At 73.0% G+C, this 18,632-nt stretch carries 18 protein-coding genes and 1 pseudogene; 11 read left to right on the top strand and 8 right to left on the bottom strand.

Annotated elements, in window-relative coordinates; all coding sequences use genetic code 11:
* Window positions 1-298: 298 nt before the first annotated feature.
* Together QRN89_RS09505 and QRN89_RS09510 are read right to left on the bottom strand one after the other, a co-directional pair.
* Window positions 299-943 (bottom strand): TetR/AcrR family transcriptional regulator, encoded by a 645-nt coding sequence (locus QRN89_RS09505; protein ID WP_290348914.1) that lies wholly within the window; start codon window positions 941-943, stop codon window positions 299-301.
* Window positions 944-1,116: 173 nt separating this feature from the next.
* Window positions 1,117-2,736: an MFS transporter gene (locus tag QRN89_RS09510; protein WP_290348915.1), complete on the bottom strand. Its 1,620-nt coding sequence runs from the start codon at window positions 2,734-2,736 to the stop codon at window positions 1,117-1,119.
* Between the two features lie 183 nt (window positions 2,737-2,919).
* Here QRN89_RS09510 and panB point away from each other — a divergent pair, with 183 nt between their 5' ends.
* Together panB and QRN89_RS09520 are read left to right on the top strand one after the other, a co-directional pair.
* The gene (panB, locus tag QRN89_RS09515; RefSeq protein ID WP_290348916.1) at window positions 2,920-3,786 is read left to right on the top strand and encodes a 3-methyl-2-oxobutanoate hydroxymethyltransferase; all 867 of its coding nucleotides are present in this window, start codon (window positions 2,920-2,922) and stop codon (window positions 3,784-3,786) included.
* A 494-nt stretch (window positions 3,787-4,280) separates the two neighbouring features.
* On the top strand, window positions 4,281-5,087 hold the full coding sequence (locus QRN89_RS09520) for a site-2 protease family protein (protein WP_290348917.1): 807 nt from the start codon (window positions 4,281-4,283) through the stop codon (window positions 5,085-5,087).
* 79 nt (window positions 5,088-5,166) lie between these two features.
* On the opposite strand, the gene QRN89_RS09525 is transcribed toward QRN89_RS09520, so the two are convergent.
* Together QRN89_RS09525 and npdG are read right to left on the bottom strand one after the other, a co-directional pair.
* Window positions 5,167-5,346, bottom strand: coding sequence for a hypothetical protein (locus tag QRN89_RS09525; RefSeq protein ID WP_290348918.1), 180 nt, complete (start codon window positions 5,344-5,346; stop codon window positions 5,167-5,169).
* Window positions 5,347-5,591: 245 nt separating this feature from the next.
* Entirely contained in the window at window positions 5,592-6,302 is a 711-nt protein-coding gene (gene npdG / locus QRN89_RS09530; protein WP_290348919.1) for an NADPH-dependent F420 reductase, read from the bottom strand.
* A 102-nt stretch (window positions 6,303-6,404) separates the two neighbouring features.
* Here npdG and QRN89_RS09535 point away from each other — a divergent pair, with 102 nt between their 5' ends.
* Together QRN89_RS09535 and QRN89_RS09540 are read left to right on the top strand one after the other, a co-directional pair.
* Entirely contained in the window at window positions 6,405-7,013 is a 609-nt protein-coding gene (locus QRN89_RS09535; RefSeq protein WP_290348920.1) for a hypothetical protein, read from the top strand.
* 44 nt (window positions 7,014-7,057) lie between these two features.
* Window positions 7,058-8,353: an MFS transporter gene (locus tag QRN89_RS09540; protein ID WP_290348921.1), complete on the top strand. Its 1,296-nt coding sequence runs from the start codon at window positions 7,058-7,060 to the stop codon at window positions 8,351-8,353.
* Between the two features lie 299 nt (window positions 8,354-8,652).
* Here the strand turns inward: QRN89_RS09540 and QRN89_RS09545 are convergent, their stop codons facing one another.
* Complete coding sequence (locus QRN89_RS09545) at window positions 8,653-8,883, bottom strand: hypothetical protein (RefSeq protein ID WP_290348922.1); 231 nt, start codon at window positions 8,881-8,883, stop codon at window positions 8,653-8,655.
* Between the two features lie 110 nt (window positions 8,884-8,993).
* On the opposite strand from QRN89_RS09545, the gene map reads away from it, so the two are divergent.
* Complete coding sequence (gene map, locus QRN89_RS09550; protein WP_290348923.1) at window positions 8,994-9,851, top strand: type I methionyl aminopeptidase; 858 nt, start codon at window positions 8,994-8,996, stop codon at window positions 9,849-9,851.
* 115 nt (window positions 9,852-9,966) lie between these two features.
* Window positions 9,967-10,629: a biliverdin-producing heme oxygenase gene (locus tag QRN89_RS09555; RefSeq protein ID WP_290348924.1), complete on the top strand. Its 663-nt coding sequence runs from the start codon at window positions 9,967-9,969 to the stop codon at window positions 10,627-10,629.
* 226 nt (window positions 10,630-10,855) lie between these two features.
* Here QRN89_RS09555 and QRN89_RS09560 read toward each other — a convergent pair whose 3' ends face one another.
* On the bottom strand, window positions 10,856-11,518 hold the full coding sequence (locus tag QRN89_RS09560; RefSeq protein WP_290348925.1) for a PhzF family phenazine biosynthesis protein: 663 nt from the start codon (window positions 11,516-11,518) through the stop codon (window positions 10,856-10,858).
* A 92-nt stretch (window positions 11,519-11,610) separates the two neighbouring features.
* Between QRN89_RS09560 and QRN89_RS09565 the strand changes: the two are divergent.
* The 5 genes and pseudogenes from QRN89_RS09565 to QRN89_RS09585 all read left to right on the top strand — a co-directional run.
* Window positions 11,611-12,210, top strand: a pseudogene (locus tag QRN89_RS09565) (ATP-binding cassette domain-containing protein); the annotation flags it as partial.
* 62 nt (window positions 12,211-12,272) lie between these two features.
* Window positions 12,273-13,421, top strand: coding sequence for an iron uptake system protein EfeO (gene efeO / locus QRN89_RS09570; RefSeq protein ID WP_290348926.1), 1,149 nt, complete (start codon window positions 12,273-12,275; stop codon window positions 13,419-13,421).
* A gap of 34 nt (window positions 13,422-13,455) precedes the next feature.
* A complete protein-coding gene (gene efeB, locus QRN89_RS09575) occupies window positions 13,456-14,877 on the top strand; it encodes an iron uptake transporter deferrochelatase/peroxidase subunit (protein WP_290348927.1) in 1,422 nt (473 codons plus the stop codon).
* 16 nt (window positions 14,878-14,893) lie between these two features.
* Window positions 14,894-15,862, top strand: a complete 969-nt coding sequence (efeU, locus tag QRN89_RS09580) for an iron uptake transporter permease EfeU (RefSeq protein WP_290348928.1) — start codon at window positions 14,894-14,896, stop codon at window positions 15,860-15,862.
* Window positions 15,750-16,730, top strand: a complete 981-nt coding sequence (locus QRN89_RS09585) for an SCO2278 family lipoprotein (RefSeq protein ID WP_290353641.1) — start codon at window positions 15,750-15,752, stop codon at window positions 16,728-16,730. Before efeU ends, QRN89_RS09585 begins: the two co-directional genes overlap by 113 nt.
* Window positions 16,731-16,940: 210 nt before the next feature.
* Here QRN89_RS09585 and QRN89_RS09590 read toward each other — a convergent pair whose 3' ends face one another.
* Both QRN89_RS09590 and QRN89_RS09595 read right to left on the bottom strand, forming a co-directional pair.
* Window positions 16,941-17,714, bottom strand: a complete 774-nt coding sequence (locus QRN89_RS09590) for a bifunctional DNA primase/polymerase (protein ID WP_290348929.1) — start codon at window positions 17,712-17,714, stop codon at window positions 16,941-16,943.
* A 243-nt stretch (window positions 17,715-17,957) separates the two neighbouring features.
* Window positions 17,958-18,563, bottom strand: a complete 606-nt coding sequence (locus QRN89_RS09595) for a TetR/AcrR family transcriptional regulator (protein ID WP_290348930.1) — start codon at window positions 18,561-18,563, stop codon at window positions 17,958-17,960.
* Between the last annotated feature and the right edge of the window lie 69 nt (window positions 18,564-18,632).

The raw sequence follows: 18,632 nt of genomic DNA on the forward strand, positions 1-18,632 counted from the left end.
TGCCTGCCGCATGTGCGTAGTCCTCACTGCCTTGCCGTGCACACCTTGCCCGCCACGACCCTAGGCGATGCCGGGTGTCTTTCTGCCGTACGGGTTCGAGGACGACCGGGCGCCGCGACGGGTTCCGATCAAGGTCCGTGACGGCGCGGCTGTGACAGAACGCGCACACTGGCCGACGCGGCGTGCGCCGAGGGCCGGGAGGAGGGCGGGGAGCGCGGCCAGGGGCACGACGACGGCGGAGGGAGCAGGGGCCGGCGGAGCAGGGCGGGGCGCGAGTCGGCGTGAGGACCGCAAGGGATCAGGACGGCCGCGGACCGAGGCCCTCCAGCACGGCCCTGACCATGCGTTCCGCGAGGTCGCCGGGCAACGGGGCGTCGGGCCGCATCACCGCACGCACGAGCATCGGGCCGACGATCAGGTCGTTGAGCAGGTCGATGTCCAGGTCGTCGCGGATCTCGCCCCGGGCGACGCCGCGGCGCAGGATCTCCAGCACGGTCGCCCGGCGCGGGTCGATGACCGTCGCGACGTACGCGTCCCACAGCTTGGGGTGGCTCTTCATCTGGGCGCGGACGTTGTGCAGCAGCGCGGACGAGCGCTGGGCGAGACCGCCGAGACGTACCGACTCCAGCATGACGACGAGGTCGTCACGGGCGGAGGTGCCGGGCAGATCGGGGTCCGGCGGCTCGATGTCGCGCACGACGTCGACGAACAGCTCCTCCTTGTCGGCCCAGCGCCGGTAGATGGTGGCCTTGCCGACCCCCGCGGTGCGGGCGATGCGCTCGATGGAGATGTCGCCCAGCGGCAGCCCCTCCTCCAGCAGGGTGACGACCGCCTCGCGGATGGACCGCTCGGCCGCCTCGCTCCGGGGCCTGCCGCGGCGCGGAGCACCCCCGGGCGCGACCACGGCACCCGGGCGCCCGCCCGTCCCCGTGTCCCCTGCCACTCCGGCCCCTGTCACTCCGGCCCCGCTCGCCACAGCCGCCTCCGCTCCGTCCCGTCCGTCCCGCGTTCCCCGTCGCGTCGTTCCGCGCGGCGCGGCGCGGCTGCCGGTCCGCCCCGCCGGACGCGTGCCCCGGCCCGCCGCTCGACGCGTCCCCGGATTCTCGCGTACTCCGGTCATCCCCGGCCCACCTCCGCCGCCGGGCGCTCGTCCGGCACAGGGGCGGGGTCCGCACCGGGCCTGCGACGGCCGGGCAGGTACACCGCCACGACCACCGCGCCGATGAGCGTCACCGTCGCCGCGCACAGCGCCGCCAGGTGCATGGCGACGAGGAAGGCCTCGTGCGCGGGCGCGACGAGGAGCTGTCCGGCGGGGCCGAGCCGTTCGGCCACGGCCAGTGTCGCCTCCAGGGACTCGCCCGCCGCGTGCTTGGCCGCGTCCGGGACACCGGGTGCCCGTTCCAGGGTGCTCTCGATCCCGCCCCGGTACGCGGCGGACAGCAGCGAGCCGAGCACGGCCACGCCCAGCGCGCCGCCGATCTGCCGGAAGGTGTTGTTGATCGCGGAGGCCACGCCCGCCTTCTCCCTCGGCAGAGCCTGCATGACCGTGACCGTGACGGGCGACATGACGTGCCCCATCCCGGCGCCCTGCACGAAGAAGGCGAGCTCCAGCGCCCACACCGGGGTCGAGGCGTCGAAGAAGGCGAAGCAGGCGAGCCCGGTCGCGATCATCATCATTCCGGCCGTGCAGGTCGCCTTGGCGCCGAAACGGGCGACGGCCAGCCGGGCCCGGGGCGCGAACAGCGACTGGGCGATCGCGAGCGGCAGCACGAGCAGGCCGGCCTGGAGCGGGCTGTAGCCGAGCACGCTCTGGAGGTAGAACACCGAGAAGAACGCGACGCCCATCATCGAGAGGAAGGCCAGCGCGGTCGCGGTGATCGCGGCGGAGAACGCGGGATTCCTGAAGTACGAGAAGTCCAGCGCCGGATGGTCGATGCGGTGCTCGTACACCACGAACACCGCCAGCACGGCCAGTCCGCCGACCAGGGGCAGCAGCACCGACCGGTCGGAGAGCGAGGCGAGTTCACCGCCGTGGATGATCCCGTAGACGAGGAGGACGAGCCCGACGACGGACAGCACCACGCCGACGGGGTCGATCCGGCCGGGGTCGGGATCCCGGGAGTCCGGGATCAGCAGCGCCATCGCGACGAAGCCGACGATCACCACCGGGACGTTGACCAGGAAGATCGAGCCCCACCAGAAGTGTTCGAGCAACAGCCCGCCCGTGAGCGGGCCGAGGGCGATGGCGATGCCCACCCCGCCCGCCCAGATGCCGATGGCCTTGGCCTGCTCGTCCCGTTCGAAGACGTTCATGAGGACGGCGAGGGTCGCCGGCATCACGAACGCGGCGCCGAAGCCCATCACCGCGCGGTACGCGATGAGCTCGCCGGACGAGCCGGAGAACGCGGCCAGCGCCGAGCCGATGCCGAACACGGCCATGCCGAACAGCAGCGTTCTCCTGCGGCCCGCGCGGTCGCCGATCAGACCGGCCGTGAAGAGCAGTGCGGCGAAGACGAGGGTGTAGGAGTTGATGGCCCATTCCAGCTCCCCCTGCGTGGCGCCGATGCCGACGGGCGCGGGGGAGGCGATGGTCTTGACCGCGACGTTCAGGACCGAGTGGTCCAGCACCATGATGAGCACGGTGAACATCAGGACGGCCAGAATGAGCCAGCGACGTCGGTGAACGGCTTCCGGAACCCGGGGTGGGGCGGGGGGTGCGCCCGGCGGTGTGGACATGACCGAAGCGTATTTCTATACGGCACCGTCTCGTATAGAAAAGTTGGGCCGTTGGTGTCGGGACCGGCCAACATTGCGGCATGTGAACGGGGCCACTTCACGCGACGGGCGCGGGGATGCCACCATGGACGCGGTCCGGGGACGCCGTAAGGGCGCCTCGAGATGACGAAGGAGCCGTTCACCATGACGCTTCAGGCTGCCCAGACGCAGCCCGCCGACAGCAGCGGCAAGGCGCTGTACGGCGGCAAGGGCACTCGCCGCATCTCCGTCCACGACATCGCCACCGCCAAGGAGCGCGGCGAGAAGTGGCCCATGCTCACCGCCTACGACGCCATGACGGCGTCCGTCTTCGACGAGGCCGGCATCCCGGTGATGCTGGTCGGCGACTCGATGGGCAACTGTCACCTCGGCTACGACACCACCGTGCCCGTCACGATGGACGAGATGACGCTGCTGTCCGCGGCCGTCGTACGGGGCACGAAGCGCGCCCTGATCGTCGGCGACCTCCCCTTCGGCTCGTACCAGGAGGGTCCCGTCCAGGCGCTGCGCTCGGCGACCCGGCTGGTGAAGGAGGCCGGGGTCGGCGCCGTCAAGCTGGAGGGCGGGGAGCGTTCCCTCCCGCAGACCGAGATGCTGGTGCAGGCGGGCATCCCCGTCATGTCCCACCTGGGTCTGACCCCGCAGTCGGTCAACACGATGGGCTACCGGGTGCAGGGGCGCGGCGACGAGGCCGCCCACCGGCTGCTGCGCGACGCCAAGGCGGCGCAGGACGCCGGCGCCTTCGCCGTGGTCCTCGAGCTCGTCCCGGCGGAGCTGGCGGCCGAGGTCACCCGTTCGCTGCACATCCCGACCATCGGTATCGGCGCCGGCCCGGACACGGACGCCCAGGTCCTCGTGTGGACGGACATGGCCGGCCTGACGGGCGGCAAGGTGCCGCGCTTCACCAAGCAGTACGCGAACCTGCGGCAGACGCTCGGCGACGCGGCGAAGGCGTTCGCCGAGGACGTCGTCGGCGGTGCGTTCCCGGCCGAGGAGCACACCTTCCACTGACCGCGTGCGGAAGCCGGTGCCCGGACGGCCGGGCACCGGCGCCGGTCACGGCATCACCGCCCCACGCCTCACGAGCCACTGCGGCACCACGGCAGCCCGCCGATCTTCCCCCGTCGGCGGGCTGCCGCCTTTCCGGTACGGCGGGATCCGGCGGCGACTCGCCGGAGGCTCGTGTCCCGGGATCGCCGTCGGCGAGCGCCCTGGCGCCCTCGGACGCCAGCCGCCCGAACCGGTGCAGGTCGATGTCCTCGGGTCCGGCGCCCAGCCGGTAGCCGCCGTCCGCCGAGAGCACCGCGCAGTAGCGCACCCGCCCATTCTCCGGTGACGCCGGAGCCGCACTCCGCCCGGTTCCGGCACCGCGGCGGAACTCCCGCCCCGTCCGGGTCGTTCTGGCCGTGCCGCCTGTACGGTCGGCGTGCGATCGGTGTCCCGGATCCGCGGATCGCCCGCCCGCCGGTCACGTACCCGCCGACCACGCCCCTGGAGCGCCCTCGATGACCTCGGCCACCACCCGCACCAGCGACCGGAGGATCTCGCCCGTCTTCCTCGGCATCGCCGCGATCATGGCGGTCACCGGCTGGGCGGTCTGGACGGACTTCGCCGGCAGCCCCGGCCTGGCGGTCTTCCTGTTCGTGACGGCCGCGTGGATCGTGTCGCTCTGCCTGCACGAGTACGCGCACGCCCGGACCGCCCTGCACGGCGGCGATCTCACGGTCGGCGCGAAGGGCTATCTGACGCTCGACCCGCTGAAGTACACGCACGCGGTGCTGAGCATCGTGCTGCCCGTCCTGTTCGTGATCATGGGCGGTATCGGACTGCCCGGCGGTGCGGTCTTCATCGAGCGGCACCGGATCAAGGGCCGCTGGAAGCACAGCCTGATCTCCGCGGCGGGCCCGCTGACGAACGTCCTGTTCGCGGTCGTCTGCACGGCGCCGTTCTGGCTCGGCGCACTCGAAGGGGTCCCGCTCGGGTTCCGCTTCGCTCTGGCCTTCCTGGCGCTGTTGCAGGTCACCGCCGCGATCCTGAACTTCCTGCCCGTTCCGGGCCTGGACGGTTACGGGGTGATCGAGCCGTGGCTGTCGTACCGCGTCCGCCGCCAGGTGGAGCCTTTCGCGCCGTTCGGCCTGCTGGCGGTCTTCGCCGTCCTGTTCATCCCCGAGGTGAACCACGCGTTCTTCGACGCGATCTTCGCCGTGATGGACGGGCTCGGGGTGTCACGGGCGGAGGTCGCCTGCGGCCAGGACCTGTACCGGTTCTGGACCGAGCAGTACCCCGAGTGCACGGCGCTGCTCGACCGGTAGCCGGCGGCCGGCAGCCGCTTGCTCGCTCGCCTTCCCCGCGGCGCGGGACGGGCGCCCGGACAGGTGCGCGGACGCCCGGTCAGGGGGTGGGCGGCGTGGGCGTCTTGCCGCGGCGGATGTAGTAGATCGCCATGTTCGACGTCACACCGGCCAGCAGCACCCAGACGATCCCCAGCCAGCTGCCCTCGAGGAACGAGACGACCGCCGCGGCGACGGCGAGTACGCAGATGATCAGGGCGTAGAGGGCGAGGCGGGGCATGGGGGTCGGCTCCTGTCCGGTCACGGGTGTTCCGGACCAGTGTCCCCCATGCCCGCACGGCACCCGGTACGCGGCACCCGGCCGGCCGGAGACCGGGCCCGGCCCCGGGCCCGGGGCCGCACGACGGGGAGGGGCCGCCCGCCGCTCGGGACCGGACGGACCGCCGCCCCGTTCCGCATCCCGCCCGGGCCGCCGGTGCGCATGTCGACCGGACCGCGGCCGCGTCCCACCCCCGGAGCGACGGTTCAGACGTCGGTCACGCGCAGGCCCGCGTGCGCCTTGTAGCGCCGGTTCACCGAGATCAGGTTGGCCACCAGCGACTCGACCTGGTGGGCGTTGCGCAGCCGGCCGGCGAAGACCCCGCGCATCCCGGGGATACGGCCCGCCAGGGCCTGCACCAGGTCCGTGTCGGCGCGGTCCTCCCCCAGCACCATCACGTCCGTGTCGATCTCCTCGATCGACTCGTCCTGGAGCAGCACCGCGGACAGGTGGTGGAACGCGGCGGTCACCCGGGACTCCGGCAGCAGGGCCGCGGCCTGCTCGGCGGCGCTCCCCTCGGCCGGCTTGAGCGCGTAAGCACCCTTCTTGTCGAAACCGAGGGGGTTCACACAGTCGACGACCAGCTTCCCGGCGAGCTCGGAGCGCAGCGCCTCCAGGGTCTTGGCGTGCCCGTCCCACGGCACGGCCACGATCACGACATCGCTGCGCCGCGCGCACTCGGCGTTCTCGGCACCCTCGATGCCGAGGCCCAGCTCGGCGGCCGCGGCCCCGGCGCGCTCGGCGGCCCGGGAACCGATGATCACCTTCTGCCCGGCGCGGGCGAGCCGGTAGGCGAGGCCGCGGCCCTGGTCCCCCGTACCGCCCAGGACGCCGACGACCAGACCGGAGACGTCGGGGAGGTCCCACGGGTCCTTGGCTGCGGGCTTCGGAGCGCTGGCGTTGTCTTGAGAAGTCATGATCCGACCTTACTCGCAGGTAGCAGGGCGGGCCGTCCCGTACGGGTGGACCGCGACGGAACCATGGGCGGCGGCCTCGCCCGTGGGGCAGGATGCCCGCCCATGGATGCCGTACGCGTCGCCCTCCTACGAGAAGTCCTCGCCGGGACCGAGTGGCCCGCGGCCGCCCGTCGGTTCGCGGGAGCGCTGCGCTCCTCGGTCGTCCCGCAGGGCGGCGGACTGCTGCTGGTGGGGACGGACGAGTACGAGCCCTGGCATCTCGCCGCACACCTCGTGGACGAGGCTGCCTGGTCCGGGCAGCCCGAGCTGGCGCCCACGCTCGTACGGCACCGGGTGCGCCCCGGCGACCCGGCGCACCTCGCCGTGGGTCTCGGCCGGGTGGCGGCGGCGGGGCGCGGGGAGACGCTGCTGGTGGTGGCGCCGCAACGGCCGGACGGAGGGCTGCTGGAGCGGGTCCACGACGCCCGGCGCTCCGGGGCGACGGTGCTCTCTCTGGACGCCGGGGACCCGGAGGTCCTCGGGCTCGCTCACGAGACGCTGACGGTGCCGGGGTCGGCGGAGGTCGACCTGGACACGGTGCAGCACCTGGTGAGCGCGGCGGCCGGCGAGAACGTCCTCCCGTCGCCCGGCCCGCGCGGCCGGCGACGCCTCCGCGACCGCCTCGCCCGGCTGGCCGACCAGCTGACCGCGCCGCCGCCCGCGCGCTGGTGAAATTCGGTTGCCGCGCCCGTCCCGCCCACCGAGCATGGCCGGACGTGGCATCACGACTGCGCGGCGCACTGCTCCCCGACCTCTCCCCCTGGCGCTCCTCACGCGACTTCCGTCTGCTGTGGGTGCAGGGGCTCATCACGTTCTTCAGCAGCTTCATGGCGATGGTGGCGCTGCCGCTGCAGATCAAGGATCTGACGGGCTCGCCGCTCGCGGTCGGGATCATGGGCGCCGTGGAGCTCGTGCCGCTGATCGTGTTCGGGCTGTACGGAGGCGCCCTGGCCGATGCGGTGGACCGGCGCAGGGTGCTGGTGCTCACCGAGGGCGGAATGGCCCTGATGGCCACGATTCTCCTGGTCAACGCGCTGCTGCCGACGCCGGCGCTGTGGCCGCTGTATGTCGTCGCGGCCGGTGTCTCCGCGCTCGCCGGGCTGCAGCGTCCCGCCCTGGACTCGCTGATGGCCCGGATCGTGCCGCACGACCAGCAGACCGCGGCGGCCGCGCTCAACGCGCTGCGCTGGCAGCTCGGCGCGATTGCCGGGCCCGCGCTGGCCGGGCTGGTCGTGGCGTACGCGGGACACGCGACCGCGTACACGACGACGGCCGTCGGTTTCGTGGCCTCCGTGCTGCTGTGCGCCCGGCTCGCCCCCGCCCCGCCCGCGCACGACGCGGAGAAGCCGTCGCTGCGGGGTATCGCGGAGGGCGCGCGGTACGCGTGGAGCCGGCCGGTGCTGCTCGGCACGTACGCGGTGGACCTGGCCGCGATGTTCTTCGCGTTCCCCCACACGATCTTCCCGTTCCTGGCCGACGACCTCGACGCGGAGTGGTCGCTGGGGCTGATGTACGCGGCGGGGTCGGTCGGCTCGTTGCTGCTCAGCCTGACCAGCGGCTGGACCTCGCGGGTGCGCCGGCACGGGGTGTTCGTGGTGGTCGGCGCGGCCGGTTGGGGGCTCGCGATCGCCGCGGCCGGCTGGTTCACGAACATCTGGCTGGTGCTGCTCTGTCTCGCCTTCGCGGGCGCGGGCGACATGCTCAGCGGACTCGGCCGGTCCACCATCTGGAACCAGACGATCCCGGAATCCCTCCGCGGCCGTCTCGCGGGCATCGAGGTGCTGTCGTACAGCGTGGGCCCGCAGTTGGGCCAGGTGCGCGCGGGCGCGGTGGCGGGCTGGACCGGCACGCGGGCGGCGTTCTGGAGCGGCGGGCTGCTCTGCGTGGCCTCGGTGGGCCTGCTGACCGCGGCGCTGCCGAAGCTCGTCACGTACGACGCGGCGACGGACGAGGACGCCCTGCGCCGCCGTGCCCAGAAGGAGGGGACGGCGGCGGCCGAGGCGGCGGTCTGACGAGGCCCGTCCCGCAGGACCCGCATGCGGCCCACGCCCGCCGTGCCCCACGGCACGGACCGTGACGGCGCACGAGCGGCGGGCCGGACGGCACGGGGGGCGCGCGGCCCGCGCCCCGCGAGTCCGAAGGGACGTCGTGAGGACACCCGGGCTGCGGTCCGGACGGCACGGGGGGCGCGCGGCCCGCGCCCCGCGGGTGGGACGGGAGGGCCGGCGTGCGGGTCCACGGCCGGGCCCTCGGCCGACGGTGGTCGGTCCCGCGGCCGGCCGGAGTCCCTCGCGTGGTCGGCCGACGGTGGTCAGTCGGTGGTGTCCCCGCCGCGCGGCGCGTCGTGCCACCGCGGATCGTTCTCCCACTCCAGGTTCCGTTCCCGCGCGAGCTCCATCGCGTGGGTGGCCTCCTCGCGGGTGGCGTACGGACCGAAGCGGTCCTTCGCCGGGCACTCGGGGCCCTCCTCGACCTTCTTGTGCTCCAGGCAGTAGTACCACTCGCCCGGCTTGCCCACCGTGCGCTTCTTGAACAGGGCCATCGTCGGCTCCTTCCTCTGACCATGCTGCCCCGACGTCTTCCCCTTCGCCCGGGGACGACGCCCTTCCCGGCGCCCCTGGGCGCCGCACACCCCCGGTTAGACTCGCTGGCATGTCTGGCCAGTCGCTGCTCGTACCAGGGAAGCTCTCTCCCACCCGTTCCGTCCCCGGAAACATCCGGCGCCCCGAGTACGTCGGGAAGCCCGCCCCGACGCCGTACACGGGTCCGGAGATCCAGGACTCCGAGACGATCGAGAGGATGCGCGTCGCGGGCCGTATCGCCGCTCAGGCGATGGAGGAGGCCGCGAAGCTCATCGCCCCCGGGGTGACCACGGACGAACTCGACCGCGTCGCGCACGAGTTCATGTGCGACCACGGGGCGTACCCGTCGACCCTCGGCTACCGGGCCTTCCCGAAGTCGCTCTGCTCCTCGGTCAACGAGGTGATCTGTCACGGCATCCCCGACTCCACGGTGCTGCGGGACGGCGACATCGTGAACCTGGACGTCACCGCGTACATCGGCGGTGTGCACGGCGACAACAACGCCACCTATCTGTGCGGCGACGTGGACGAGGAGTCGAGGCTGCTGGTCGAGCGGACGCGGGAGTCGCTCAACCGCGCGATCAAGGCGGTCAGGCCCGGCCGCCAGATCAACGTCATCGGGCGGGTCATCGAGTCGTACGCGAAGCGGTTCGGCTACGGCGTCGTGCGCGACTTCACCGGCCACGGCATCAACTCCTCGTTCCACTCCGGGCTGATCATCCCGCACTACGACAGCCCGCACGCGACCACCGTGATGCAGCCGGGTATGACGTTCACCATCGAGCCGATGCTGACGCTCGGGACGCACGAGTACGACATGTGGGACGACGGCTGGACCGTGGTGACGAAGGACCGGAAGCGGACCGCACAGTTCGAGCACACGCTCGTGGTGACGGAGACCGGTGCCGACATCCTCACGTTGCCCTGACGTGATTCCTGGGTAGCGTCTTTACCGACAGGCCGTCGGGAACCAGTTGACTTAGGTAAGCCTAAGTAAGAGGATCCTCCTGGTTCCCGTCCCCATCGGTCCCCGGAGGCCCGCCTTGGACACGTCGGACACGCCCTTCTCGACCCTGATCCGTGTCGCGTCGCACGAACAGCACACCGAGGCGGAGACGTCGACGTTCATGAGCGATCTGCTCGGCGGCCGACTGGCGGTCGAGGCGTACGCCCGCTACACGGAGCAGCTGTGGTTCGTGTACCGGGCGCTGGAGGGCTCGGCGGGCGCGCTCGAGGGCGATCCGGTAGCGGGGCCGTTCATCCGGCCGGAGCTGTTCCGCACGGCCGAGCTGGAGCGGGACCTGGCGCACCTGCGCGGCCCGGGCTGGCGCGACGGCCTGCTCCCGCTGGCCGCGACGGCGGCCTACGCGGCACGCGTCGAGGAGTGCGCCCGCACCTGGCCGGCGGGCTATGTGGCCCACCACTACACCCGCTACCTGGGGGACCTCTCCGGCGGCCAGATCATCCGCGACAAGGCCGAGCGCGCCTGGGGCTTCGCACGCAAGGGCGACGGCGTCCGCTTCTATGTCTTCGAGCAGATCACCAACCCGGCGGCGTTCAAGCGGGGTTACCGGGAACTGCTCGACGCGGTGAACGCGGACGACCTCGAGAAGCAGCGCATCATCGAGGAGTGCAAGCGCGCCTTCGACTTCAACGGCGCGGTGTTCCGCGAGCTGGGCCAGGAGTTCCCGCTCAGCGCGGCGTGAGGGCGAAGTGGGGGGCGGGGTGGCGGCGGGCCCCGCCTGACCCCCGGCGCCGGCGCCTTCGCCTCGATCGCTCCCCGGTCCGGACGTCGTCCCTGTGGCGCCGGCTTTCGAGGGCGCGTCGGCGCCCCGGCACGAACACATGGTCCGGCGCCTTCGCCCGGACCGCTCCGCGGTCCGGCGTCGTGCCGCGATCCACCCGGTGCCCCGGGGCCTCCGTCGCGATCCGTCAGTGCCGCGCGAGCCGCACCCGGCCGCCGAGTTCGATCACGCCGTCGGGGCCGGGAGCCGTCAGGAGCTGGGAGCCGCTGCCCTGGGTGATGTTCAGTGCGCGGCCGAGCTGTTCGGTGAGCAGCAGCGCCGCCGCTCCCGTCGCCTCGTCCTCGTCGATGCCGTCGCCCCGGCCGGGGAAGGCGCGGGCCCGGATCCGGCCCGCGGCCTCGTCCTCCCACGCCCACGCGTACGTCCATTCGCCGGGTGGCGGCACCTCCAGGGCCTCGACCTCGGCCGCCGAGCCGTACCGGCGCAGCGTGCGCGGCGGGGCCCACTCGGCGCGTGCGGTGATCCAGGTGAACTCCCCGTCGGAGCGCACCCAGACCTCTCCCGCCGGCGGGTTCACCGCTTCCAGGTCCAGCAGCCAGGCCACCCCGACGAGCGGGTGGCCGGCGAACGGCAGTCGTGCGGCCGGGGTGTAGATGTCGACGACGCCGCGCTCGGGGTCGTCGACGAACACGGTCTCGCTGAAGCCCAGTTCGGCCGCGAGCGCCTGGCGGGACTTCTCGTCCGGGTACGGCCTCCCGTCGCGCACGACGCCGAGAGCGTTGCCGTGGCGGCCGTCGCCGGAGCAGAAGACGCGCAGGACGTCGAGGCCGCGGGGTCGTTCGTGTGTCACCCGGGCATTCAAGCATCCCCGTACGACACGGACCTGCGGGGCGGCGTCCACCGGCTCGGCGGCGGACGCGACCCTGCCGGGGTCCGGGGGGGGGCGGTCAGCCCTGGGTCGGCACCGCCCGCGAGGACGAGGACGCAGACGCATCGGAGGTCCGGGCGGCCATGGCGGCGACCGAGACCGCCGGCTTCGCCGGCCGGCCCTTGTCCGCGCTGTCCGGCGGCGTGCGGGCCCGCGTCGCACTCGCCCGGGTCCTCGCCCAGCGCACACCCCGCTGCCTCTGCTCGACGGGCCGGCCGCGGCGCTCGACCTGCGCCATCAGGAACTGGTGCTGGGGGTCTGCCGCGCCCGGGCGGCCGCCGGCGCCGCGGTCGTCGTCGTCCTGCACGGCCTCGGCCTGGCCGCGGCCCGCGCGGACCGGGTCGCCGTACTGCGGGACGGTCGGATCGCGGCCGGGGGCACGCCCGGTGAGGAGTTCCGCGACGGCTGCCCAGCGAGGTCCACCGCAGCCGGTCGAGGCGCTGCCGCACCCGCGCACCGGCACCCCGCTCGTCGTACCGAACGGGAACTTTGACCCGCGCTTGACCCACCCGAGGCTCCGCCATGACGGTGCCGTGACCTCCCCTTTCCCCATGCCCGGCGATGAGATCCGAATCACTGGACGGGCCGGTGCCGAGGAGGTAAGGCTCGGTTAAGTTAGGCCCGCCTCACCGGCCGCCCTGTCCGCGTCCCGCCGCCCGTCCCCCGTGGAGCCCGTATGCGACCCGCCCGTCTCTCCGTCGTCACCGCAGTCGCGGCCGTTTCCGCGCTCGCCGCCGTCACGGGCTGCGCCGAGAAGAGCGACGCCGAGGGCGGCGGCGACGCGATCGCCGTCGTCGCCAAGGACGACGCGTGCGAGGTGTCCGCGAAGGAGTTCCCGGCCGGCCATGTCCGCCTGGACATCGAGAACAAGGGCTCCAAGGTCACCGAGGTCTACATCCTCTTCCCCGACGACCGCATCGTGACCGAGCGCGAGAACATCGGCCCCGGCACCAAGGCGAGTCTGACCGCCGAGGTGAAGGCCGGCGACTACGAGATCGCCTGCAAGCCGGGGATGCGGGGCGAGGGCATGCGCCGGCCGGTCAGGGCGACCGGCGGCACCGCCGCGAAGCGCTCCCCGGAGACGGACGCGGCGGTCGCCGCGTACCGCACCTACGCGCAGCAGCAGGCGGACGAGACGCTGCCGAAGGCCAAGGTGTTCACCGACGCCGTCCGCGCCGGCGACGTCGAGGCCGCGAAGAAGGCGTACGCGGACTCCCGGATCGGCTGGGAGCGCACCGAGCCGGTCGCCGAGTCGTTCGGCGACATCGACCCGAAGGTCGACCTCCGCGAGGACGGCGTGGCCGACCTGAAGCCGGGCGAGAAGTGGACCGGCTGGCACCGCCTGGAGAAGGCGCTGTGGCAGGACGGGAAGCTGGGCGCCGAGGAGAAGGCGCTCGCCGACACCCTCGACCAGGACCTCGCGGCCTGGGCGAAGAAGGTCGGCACCGCCGAGATCACCCCGACGTCCATGGCCAACGGCGCCAAGGAACTCCTCGACGAGGTCGCCACCGGCAAGGTCACCGGCGAGGAGGAGCGCTACTCCCACACCGACCTGGTCGACTTCAAGGCCAACGTCGAGGGCGCGCAGAAGTCGTACGAGCTGCTGAAGCCGGTCGCGTCCAGGAACGACGCGCAGCTCGTCGCGGAACTGGACAGGCAGTTCGCCGCGTTGAACACGCTGCTCGACAAATACCGCGCGGACAAGAGCTCCTACGTCTTCACCTCGTACGACAAGGTCTCCGGAGCCCAGCGCAAGGAACTGTCCGACGGTGTGAACGCGCTGGCCGAGCCGCTGTCGAAGCTGGCCGCGGCCGTGGTCGGTTAGGACGGGCAGGAGGGGCAGGAGGGGACCGGTAGACATGTCCGACGAGACCACACGCCCGGCCGGGACGCCGGGACCCGGCACGGAAGAACACGGGGACAGCGCCGCACCGCCCGGCACGCACGGGCGCACGGACACGGACGCACCGACCGCTGCGGGCAGGCGCACCGACGCGGACGCACCGGCCGCTCCGGGCAGTGGCACAGACGCCGCCGCGGGTGGCGCCGCGACGGCCGCCGCGCCCTCGCGGCGTGCGCTGCTCGGCTGGGGAGGTGCCGGGCTCGCGCTCGGCGCCGCCGCGGCCGGAGGTGCCGTGGCCGCCGCGACCACCGGCGGGGACAGGACCGCGCCGGCCGCCGCCGGCGGCGCGGCGGTGCCGTTCCACGGCGCGCACCAGGCCGGGATCGCCACCGCCGTGCAGGACCGGCTGCACTTCGCGTCCTTCGACGTGAGGACCGGGGACCGGGCCGAACTGGTGCGGCTGCTGCAGGACTGGACCCGCGCCGCCGAGAGCATGACGGCCGGGAACCCGGTCGGCGAGGGCGCGTACGGCGGGCTCCCCGAGGCCCCGCCGGACGACACCGGCGAGGCGCTGGGGCTGAAGCCGTCCCGGCTCACCCTCACCATCGGCTTCGGTCCGTCCCTCTTCGACGCCCGCTTCGGGCTGAAGGACCGCAGGCCCGCCACCCTCGTCGAGCTGCCGAAGTTCGCCGGGGACAACCTCGACCCGGCCCGCAGCGGCGGCGATCTGTGCGTCCAGGCCTGCGCCGACGACCCGCAGGTGGCGGTGCACGCCATCCGCCAGCTCGCCCGCATCGGCTTCGGCAAGGTCGCCGTCCGCTGGTCGCAGCTCGGGTTCGGCAAGACGTCGTCGACGACGCCCGAGGCGCAGACGCCGCGCAATCTGATGGGCTTCAAGGACGGCACCCGCAACATCGCCGGCACCGACACCGCCGCCCTCCGCAAGCACGTCTGGGTCTCGCGGAAGGACGGCCCGGCCTGGCTCGTCGGCGGCTCCTACCTCGTGGCGCGACGGATCCGGATGAACGTCGAGACCTGGGACCGGACGTCGCTCAAGGAGCAGGAGGACATCTTCGGCCGCGACAAGGGCGAGGGCGCGCCGGTCGGCAGGGCGAAGGAGCGCGACGAGCCGTTCCTGCCCGCGATGCTGCCCACGGCGCACGTACGCCTCGCGCACCCCGACTCCAACGGCGGGGCGAGGATGCTGCGCCGCGGCTACTCCTTCACCGACGGCACGGACGGGCTCGGCCGGCTCGACGCCGGGCTGTTCTTCCTCGCCTACCAGCGGGACGTCGCCCACGGCTTCGTTCCGGTGCAGCGGAGTCTCGCCGCCGACGACCTCAACGAGTACATCCAGCACGTGGGTTCCGCGCTGTACGCGATCCCACCGGGCGTCCGGGACAAGGACGACTGGTGGGGCCGGGCGCTGTTCTCGTGAACGGAAGGGACAGCCGGTGTTCGGCAACTATCTGATCGGCCTGCGCGAGGGGCTGGAGGCCGGACTGGTCGTCTGCATCCTCGTCGCCTATCTGGTCAAGACGGACCGCAGGGACGCGCTGAAGCCGGTGTGGGCCGGTATCGGCGTCGCCTGCGGGGTGTCCCTCGCCTTCGGCGCCGCCCTCGAATTCGGCTCCCAGGAGCTGACGTTCGAGGCCCAGGAGCTGCTGGGCGGCACCCTGTCGATCGTCGCGGTCGGCCTGGTCACCTGGATGGTCTTCTGGATGCGGAGGACCGCTCGGCATCTGAGGGCCGAGCTGCACGGGCGGCTGGACACCGCGCTGCGGATGGGTACGGGTGCGCTGGTCGCCACGGCGTTCCTCGCGGTGGGCCGGGAGGGCCTGGAGACGGCTCTGTTCGTCTGGGCGTCGGTCCGGGCGGCCGCGGACACCGCCGGGTCCTCCGCGCCGCTCGCCGGGGTCATGCTCGGCATCGCGACGGCTGTGCTGCTCAGCTGGCTGTTCTACCGGGGCGCCGTGCGGATCGACCTGGCGAGGTTCTTCACCTGGACGGGCGGGATGCTGGTGGTCGTGGCCGCCGGTGTGCTCGCGTACGGGGTGCACGATCTGCAGGAGGCACGCTTCCTGGGCGGCCTCGCCGACAAGGCGTTCGACATCAGCGCCACCGTCCCGCCGGACAGCTGGTACGGCACGCTGCTGAAGGGCGTGTTCAACTTCCAGCCGAACCCGACCGTGCTCCAGGTCACGGTGTGGGCGCTGTATCTGGTCCCGGCACTCGCGCTGTTCCTCGCCCCGGTAGGGTTCGGACGGTCAGTGCGGGGCGGCGAGGAACAGAAGGCAACCGATGAGCAGGCTGGGTCGGGCGGCGACGGGGCTCGCGGCGGTGACGGTGCTGTCGCTGACGGCGAGCGGGTGCGTGACGGTGCACGGCGAGCTGGAGGTCGTACCGTCGGCGACGAATGCTGAGGCCGAGCAGGCCCTCCAGGACTTCACCGACGCCTACAACGCGGCCGACAAGGCCTACGACCCGGCCCTCGACGCCGGCCGGGTCACGGGCGCGCTGGGCGCGATCAACCAGGCGGGCCTGAAGGCCCGCAGCATCACCACGCCCGGCGGCAATCCGCGGCACCGCCCGCTGGAGCTGAGCGACACGACCTACCACATCCCCAAGAAGGCGGGCTGGCCGCGCTTCTTCGTCGCGGACGCCGACAGCAATCGGGACACCGACTCGGGCGACCAGGACAGCCGCTGGCTGATCGTGTTCGTCAAGAACAGCAACAAGCAGCTGTGGGAGGCCGCGTATCTGGCGATCCTCTCGCCGGGCGAGGTGCCGAAGTTCCGCACGGACCAGGAGGGCTGGGCGGAGCCGGTGGCCCCCGACTCCGACGTGACGGCCGTCGCCCCGCGCGATCTCAGCGAGGAGTACGCCTCGTACCTGCGGACGGGCAAGCCGCAGCACTTCGCCGACGGCGCGCACACGAGCGGCTGGCGGCAGGTGCGCGAGCAGAACGGCCGACGGGCGGGGCTGAGCACGCAGTACGTCGACCAGGCGCTGGACACCGGGGACTTCGCACCCCTCGGGCTCGCCACGCAGGACGGCGGCGCGCTGGTGTTCTTCGCGCTGCGCTACTTCGACCGGCAGACGGCCGCGCAGGGCTACCGGCCCAAGGTGAGCCAGGACGTGAAGGCGCTGATGACCGGCGAGGTGAAGAGCACGCTCACGAAGGAGTGGGTGTCCAGCCAGGCGGTCACGGTCGCTCCGAAGGGCGCCGCAGGCCCGCCCGTGCGGATCATCAGCCGGCTGCAGGGTGTGACGGCGGCGCGCGGGTCGTAGCACCGCGCGGGCCCTGCCGGGCGGGCGCGACGACGCGGGGCGGCGGCCGGCAGAGGCGGGCCGCGTTCAGCAGCCTTGAACACCCCCAGGCTCAACGGCCCGGCGGCCCCGAGCTCAGCGGCCCGGCGGCTCGACCGCCTCGTGGGTGAACCGGCCGGCGGCTCGACGAGGCATCGACTCGACGACTGAACGGCTCAACGGCCAGGCGGCTCAACGGCTCAACGGCCAGGCCACCGAGTGGTGGTCCGGGTCGTGCTGCCCGGTCTCCTCGGCGTACCTGGTGCAGGCGTCCGCCAGTGCCTCCAGCAGCGTCAGCGGGTCCGGCAGCGGATGCTCGGGGCCGCGCACCCAGGCGACACCGAGATCGCCGGGGAGCCGTGACGGCGGTACGAGGACGTAACTGCCGCGGCTGTGCCAGCGCAGGCCGGGATGCTCGTCCATCGTCTCGGGGTGGCAGTCGAGTTCGCATGGCCACCACTCGTCCTCGTCCTCCGGCGTGCCGCGGGTGGCCGTGAAGAACAGCATCCGCCCCTCCCCGGACTCGGCGACCGGGCCGACGTCGGTGCCGTCCGCGAGCAGCCGCTCCAGGGCGACCCGGCCGGCCTCCAGCGGGACGTCGAGGACGTCGTGGACCATGCCGGTGGCGGTGATGAAGTTCGCCTCGGGCTGGTCGTCCGCCCAGCGCTCGACGGCGGCGGGGTCGTGCGTGGACTGGGTCTGCCAGGCGAACGAGACGGGGTGCCGGGCGGGCGTCGGACAGCCGATGCGCTCACAGGAACAGCTGTATCCCGACGGGTACGCGGCGGGCGCGAGCGGCAGTCCCGCGGCGGCGGTGGCCAGGAGCTGGTCGAGACGGTCCCGGGCCCGGCCGGACGCGGCGCCGTCCGCGTCCTCCCGGGAGCGGCGGCGCAGCCACTGCGGCAGCCGGTTCTCCCAGGAAAGCCTGCTCTCCGTGCCGCGGTAGCGGCCGTTACCGTCGCCCATCTATCCCCTCACATCTCCCTGCTCGCCCCGGCTCGCGCGGGTGCGGCCGCGCGTCGGCACTGGTGCCATCGTCCCACCATCGGACGCGCCGGGCGGCCGCACCCCCCGATCGAGTGGCCGAATCACCGGTCGGGGCGGGGAGCGAGGACCGTCACAGTCCCGGGACGAGACCGGGCGGAAGCCCTGGGCGAGACCGGGCGGAAGCCGTGGGCGAGGACCGTCGCAGGCCCGGGACGAGACCGGTCAGGGGCGGGGAGCGAGGCCGTGGAGTGCGTACTCGACGACCTTGTCGGCGTACGTGTGCGTGAGGGGCAGGGTGCGCAGCAGCCAGCGATGGGCCAGGGGGCCCACGAGCAGTTCCAGCGCGATGCGGGGGTCGATGCCGGGGCTCGCCTGCCCGGCGTCCTGGGCCGCGCGCAGCCTGCGCACATACAGCTGGAGCTGCGGTTCGAGGAGTTTCTCCACGAACTGGGCGGCCAGGGCCGGGTCCACGACGCTCTCGGCGGCGAGGGCGCGTGCGGGGGCGTCGTAGACGGGGGAGTTGAGCTCGTCGACGGTGGCGCGCAGCACGAGCTTCAGGTCCTTCTCGAGGTCCCCGGTGTCGGGGAGTTCGTGCTCGCCCTGGGCGGCCTGCTCGGCGACGTCGAGGAAGGCCTCCAGGAGGACGGCGGCCTTGGACGGCCACCAGCGGTAGATGGTCTGCTTGCCGACGCCCGCGCGGGCGGCGATACCCTCGATCGTCGTCCGGGTGTAGCCGGCCTCGCCGACGAGCGCGAGGGCGGCGTCGTAGATGGCGCGGCGGGAGCGCTCGCTGCGGCGGGAGGAGTCGGGCTTCCTGCTCTCTGGCATGGGCCCAATCTAGCAACCACCGCGACGAGACGTATCGTCTCGTTTCACATCAGGCGTACGTGTGATGAA

It is taken from the genome of Streptomyces sp. HUAS CB01 (assembly GCF_030406905.1).
Classification (GTDB): Bacteria; Actinomycetota; Actinomycetes; order Streptomycetales; family Streptomycetaceae; genus Streptomyces; species Streptomyces chengbuensis.

What these genes read in the sequence shown, in the direction of transcription:
- efeO (WP_290348926.1), top strand. Translation starts at nt 12,273, where the DNA reads ATGCGACCCGCCCGTCTCTCCGTCGTCACCGCAGTCGCGGCCGTTTCC.
- efeB (WP_290348927.1), top strand. Translation starts at nt 13,456, where the DNA reads ATGTCCGACGAGACCACACGCCCGGCCGGGACGCCGGGACCCGGCACG.
- QRN89_RS09595 (WP_290348930.1), bottom strand. Translation starts at nt 18,563, where the DNA reads ATGCCAGAGAGCAGGAAGCCCGACTCCTCCCGCCGCAGCGAGCGCTCC.
- QRN89_RS09545 (WP_290348922.1), bottom strand. Translation starts at nt 8,883, where the DNA reads ATGGCCCTGTTCAAGAAGCGCACGGTGGGCAAGCCGGGCGAGTGGTAC.
- panB (WP_290348916.1), top strand. Translation starts at nt 2,920, where the DNA reads ATGACGCTTCAGGCTGCCCAGACGCAGCCCGCCGACAGCAGCGGCAAG.
- QRN89_RS09590 (WP_290348929.1), bottom strand. Translation starts at nt 17,714, where the DNA reads ATGGGCGACGGTAACGGCCGCTACCGCGGCACGGAGAGCAGGCTTTCC.
- map (WP_290348923.1), top strand. Translation starts at nt 8,994, where the DNA reads ATGTCTGGCCAGTCGCTGCTCGTACCAGGGAAGCTCTCTCCCACCCGT.
- QRN89_RS09510 (WP_290348915.1), bottom strand. Translation starts at nt 2,736, where the DNA reads ATGTCCACACCGCCGGGCGCACCCCCCGCCCCACCCCGGGTTCCGGAA.
- QRN89_RS09520 (WP_290348917.1), top strand. Translation starts at nt 4,281, where the DNA reads ATGACCTCGGCCACCACCCGCACCAGCGACCGGAGGATCTCGCCCGTC.
- npdG (WP_290348919.1), bottom strand. Translation starts at nt 6,302, where the DNA reads ATGACTTCTCAAGACAACGCCAGCGCTCCGAAGCCCGCAGCCAAGGAC.
- QRN89_RS09535 (WP_290348920.1), top strand. Translation starts at nt 6,405, where the DNA reads ATGGATGCCGTACGCGTCGCCCTCCTACGAGAAGTCCTCGCCGGGACC.
- QRN89_RS09525 (WP_290348918.1), bottom strand. Translation starts at nt 5,346, where the DNA reads ATGCCCCGCCTCGCCCTCTACGCCCTGATCATCTGCGTACTCGCCGTC.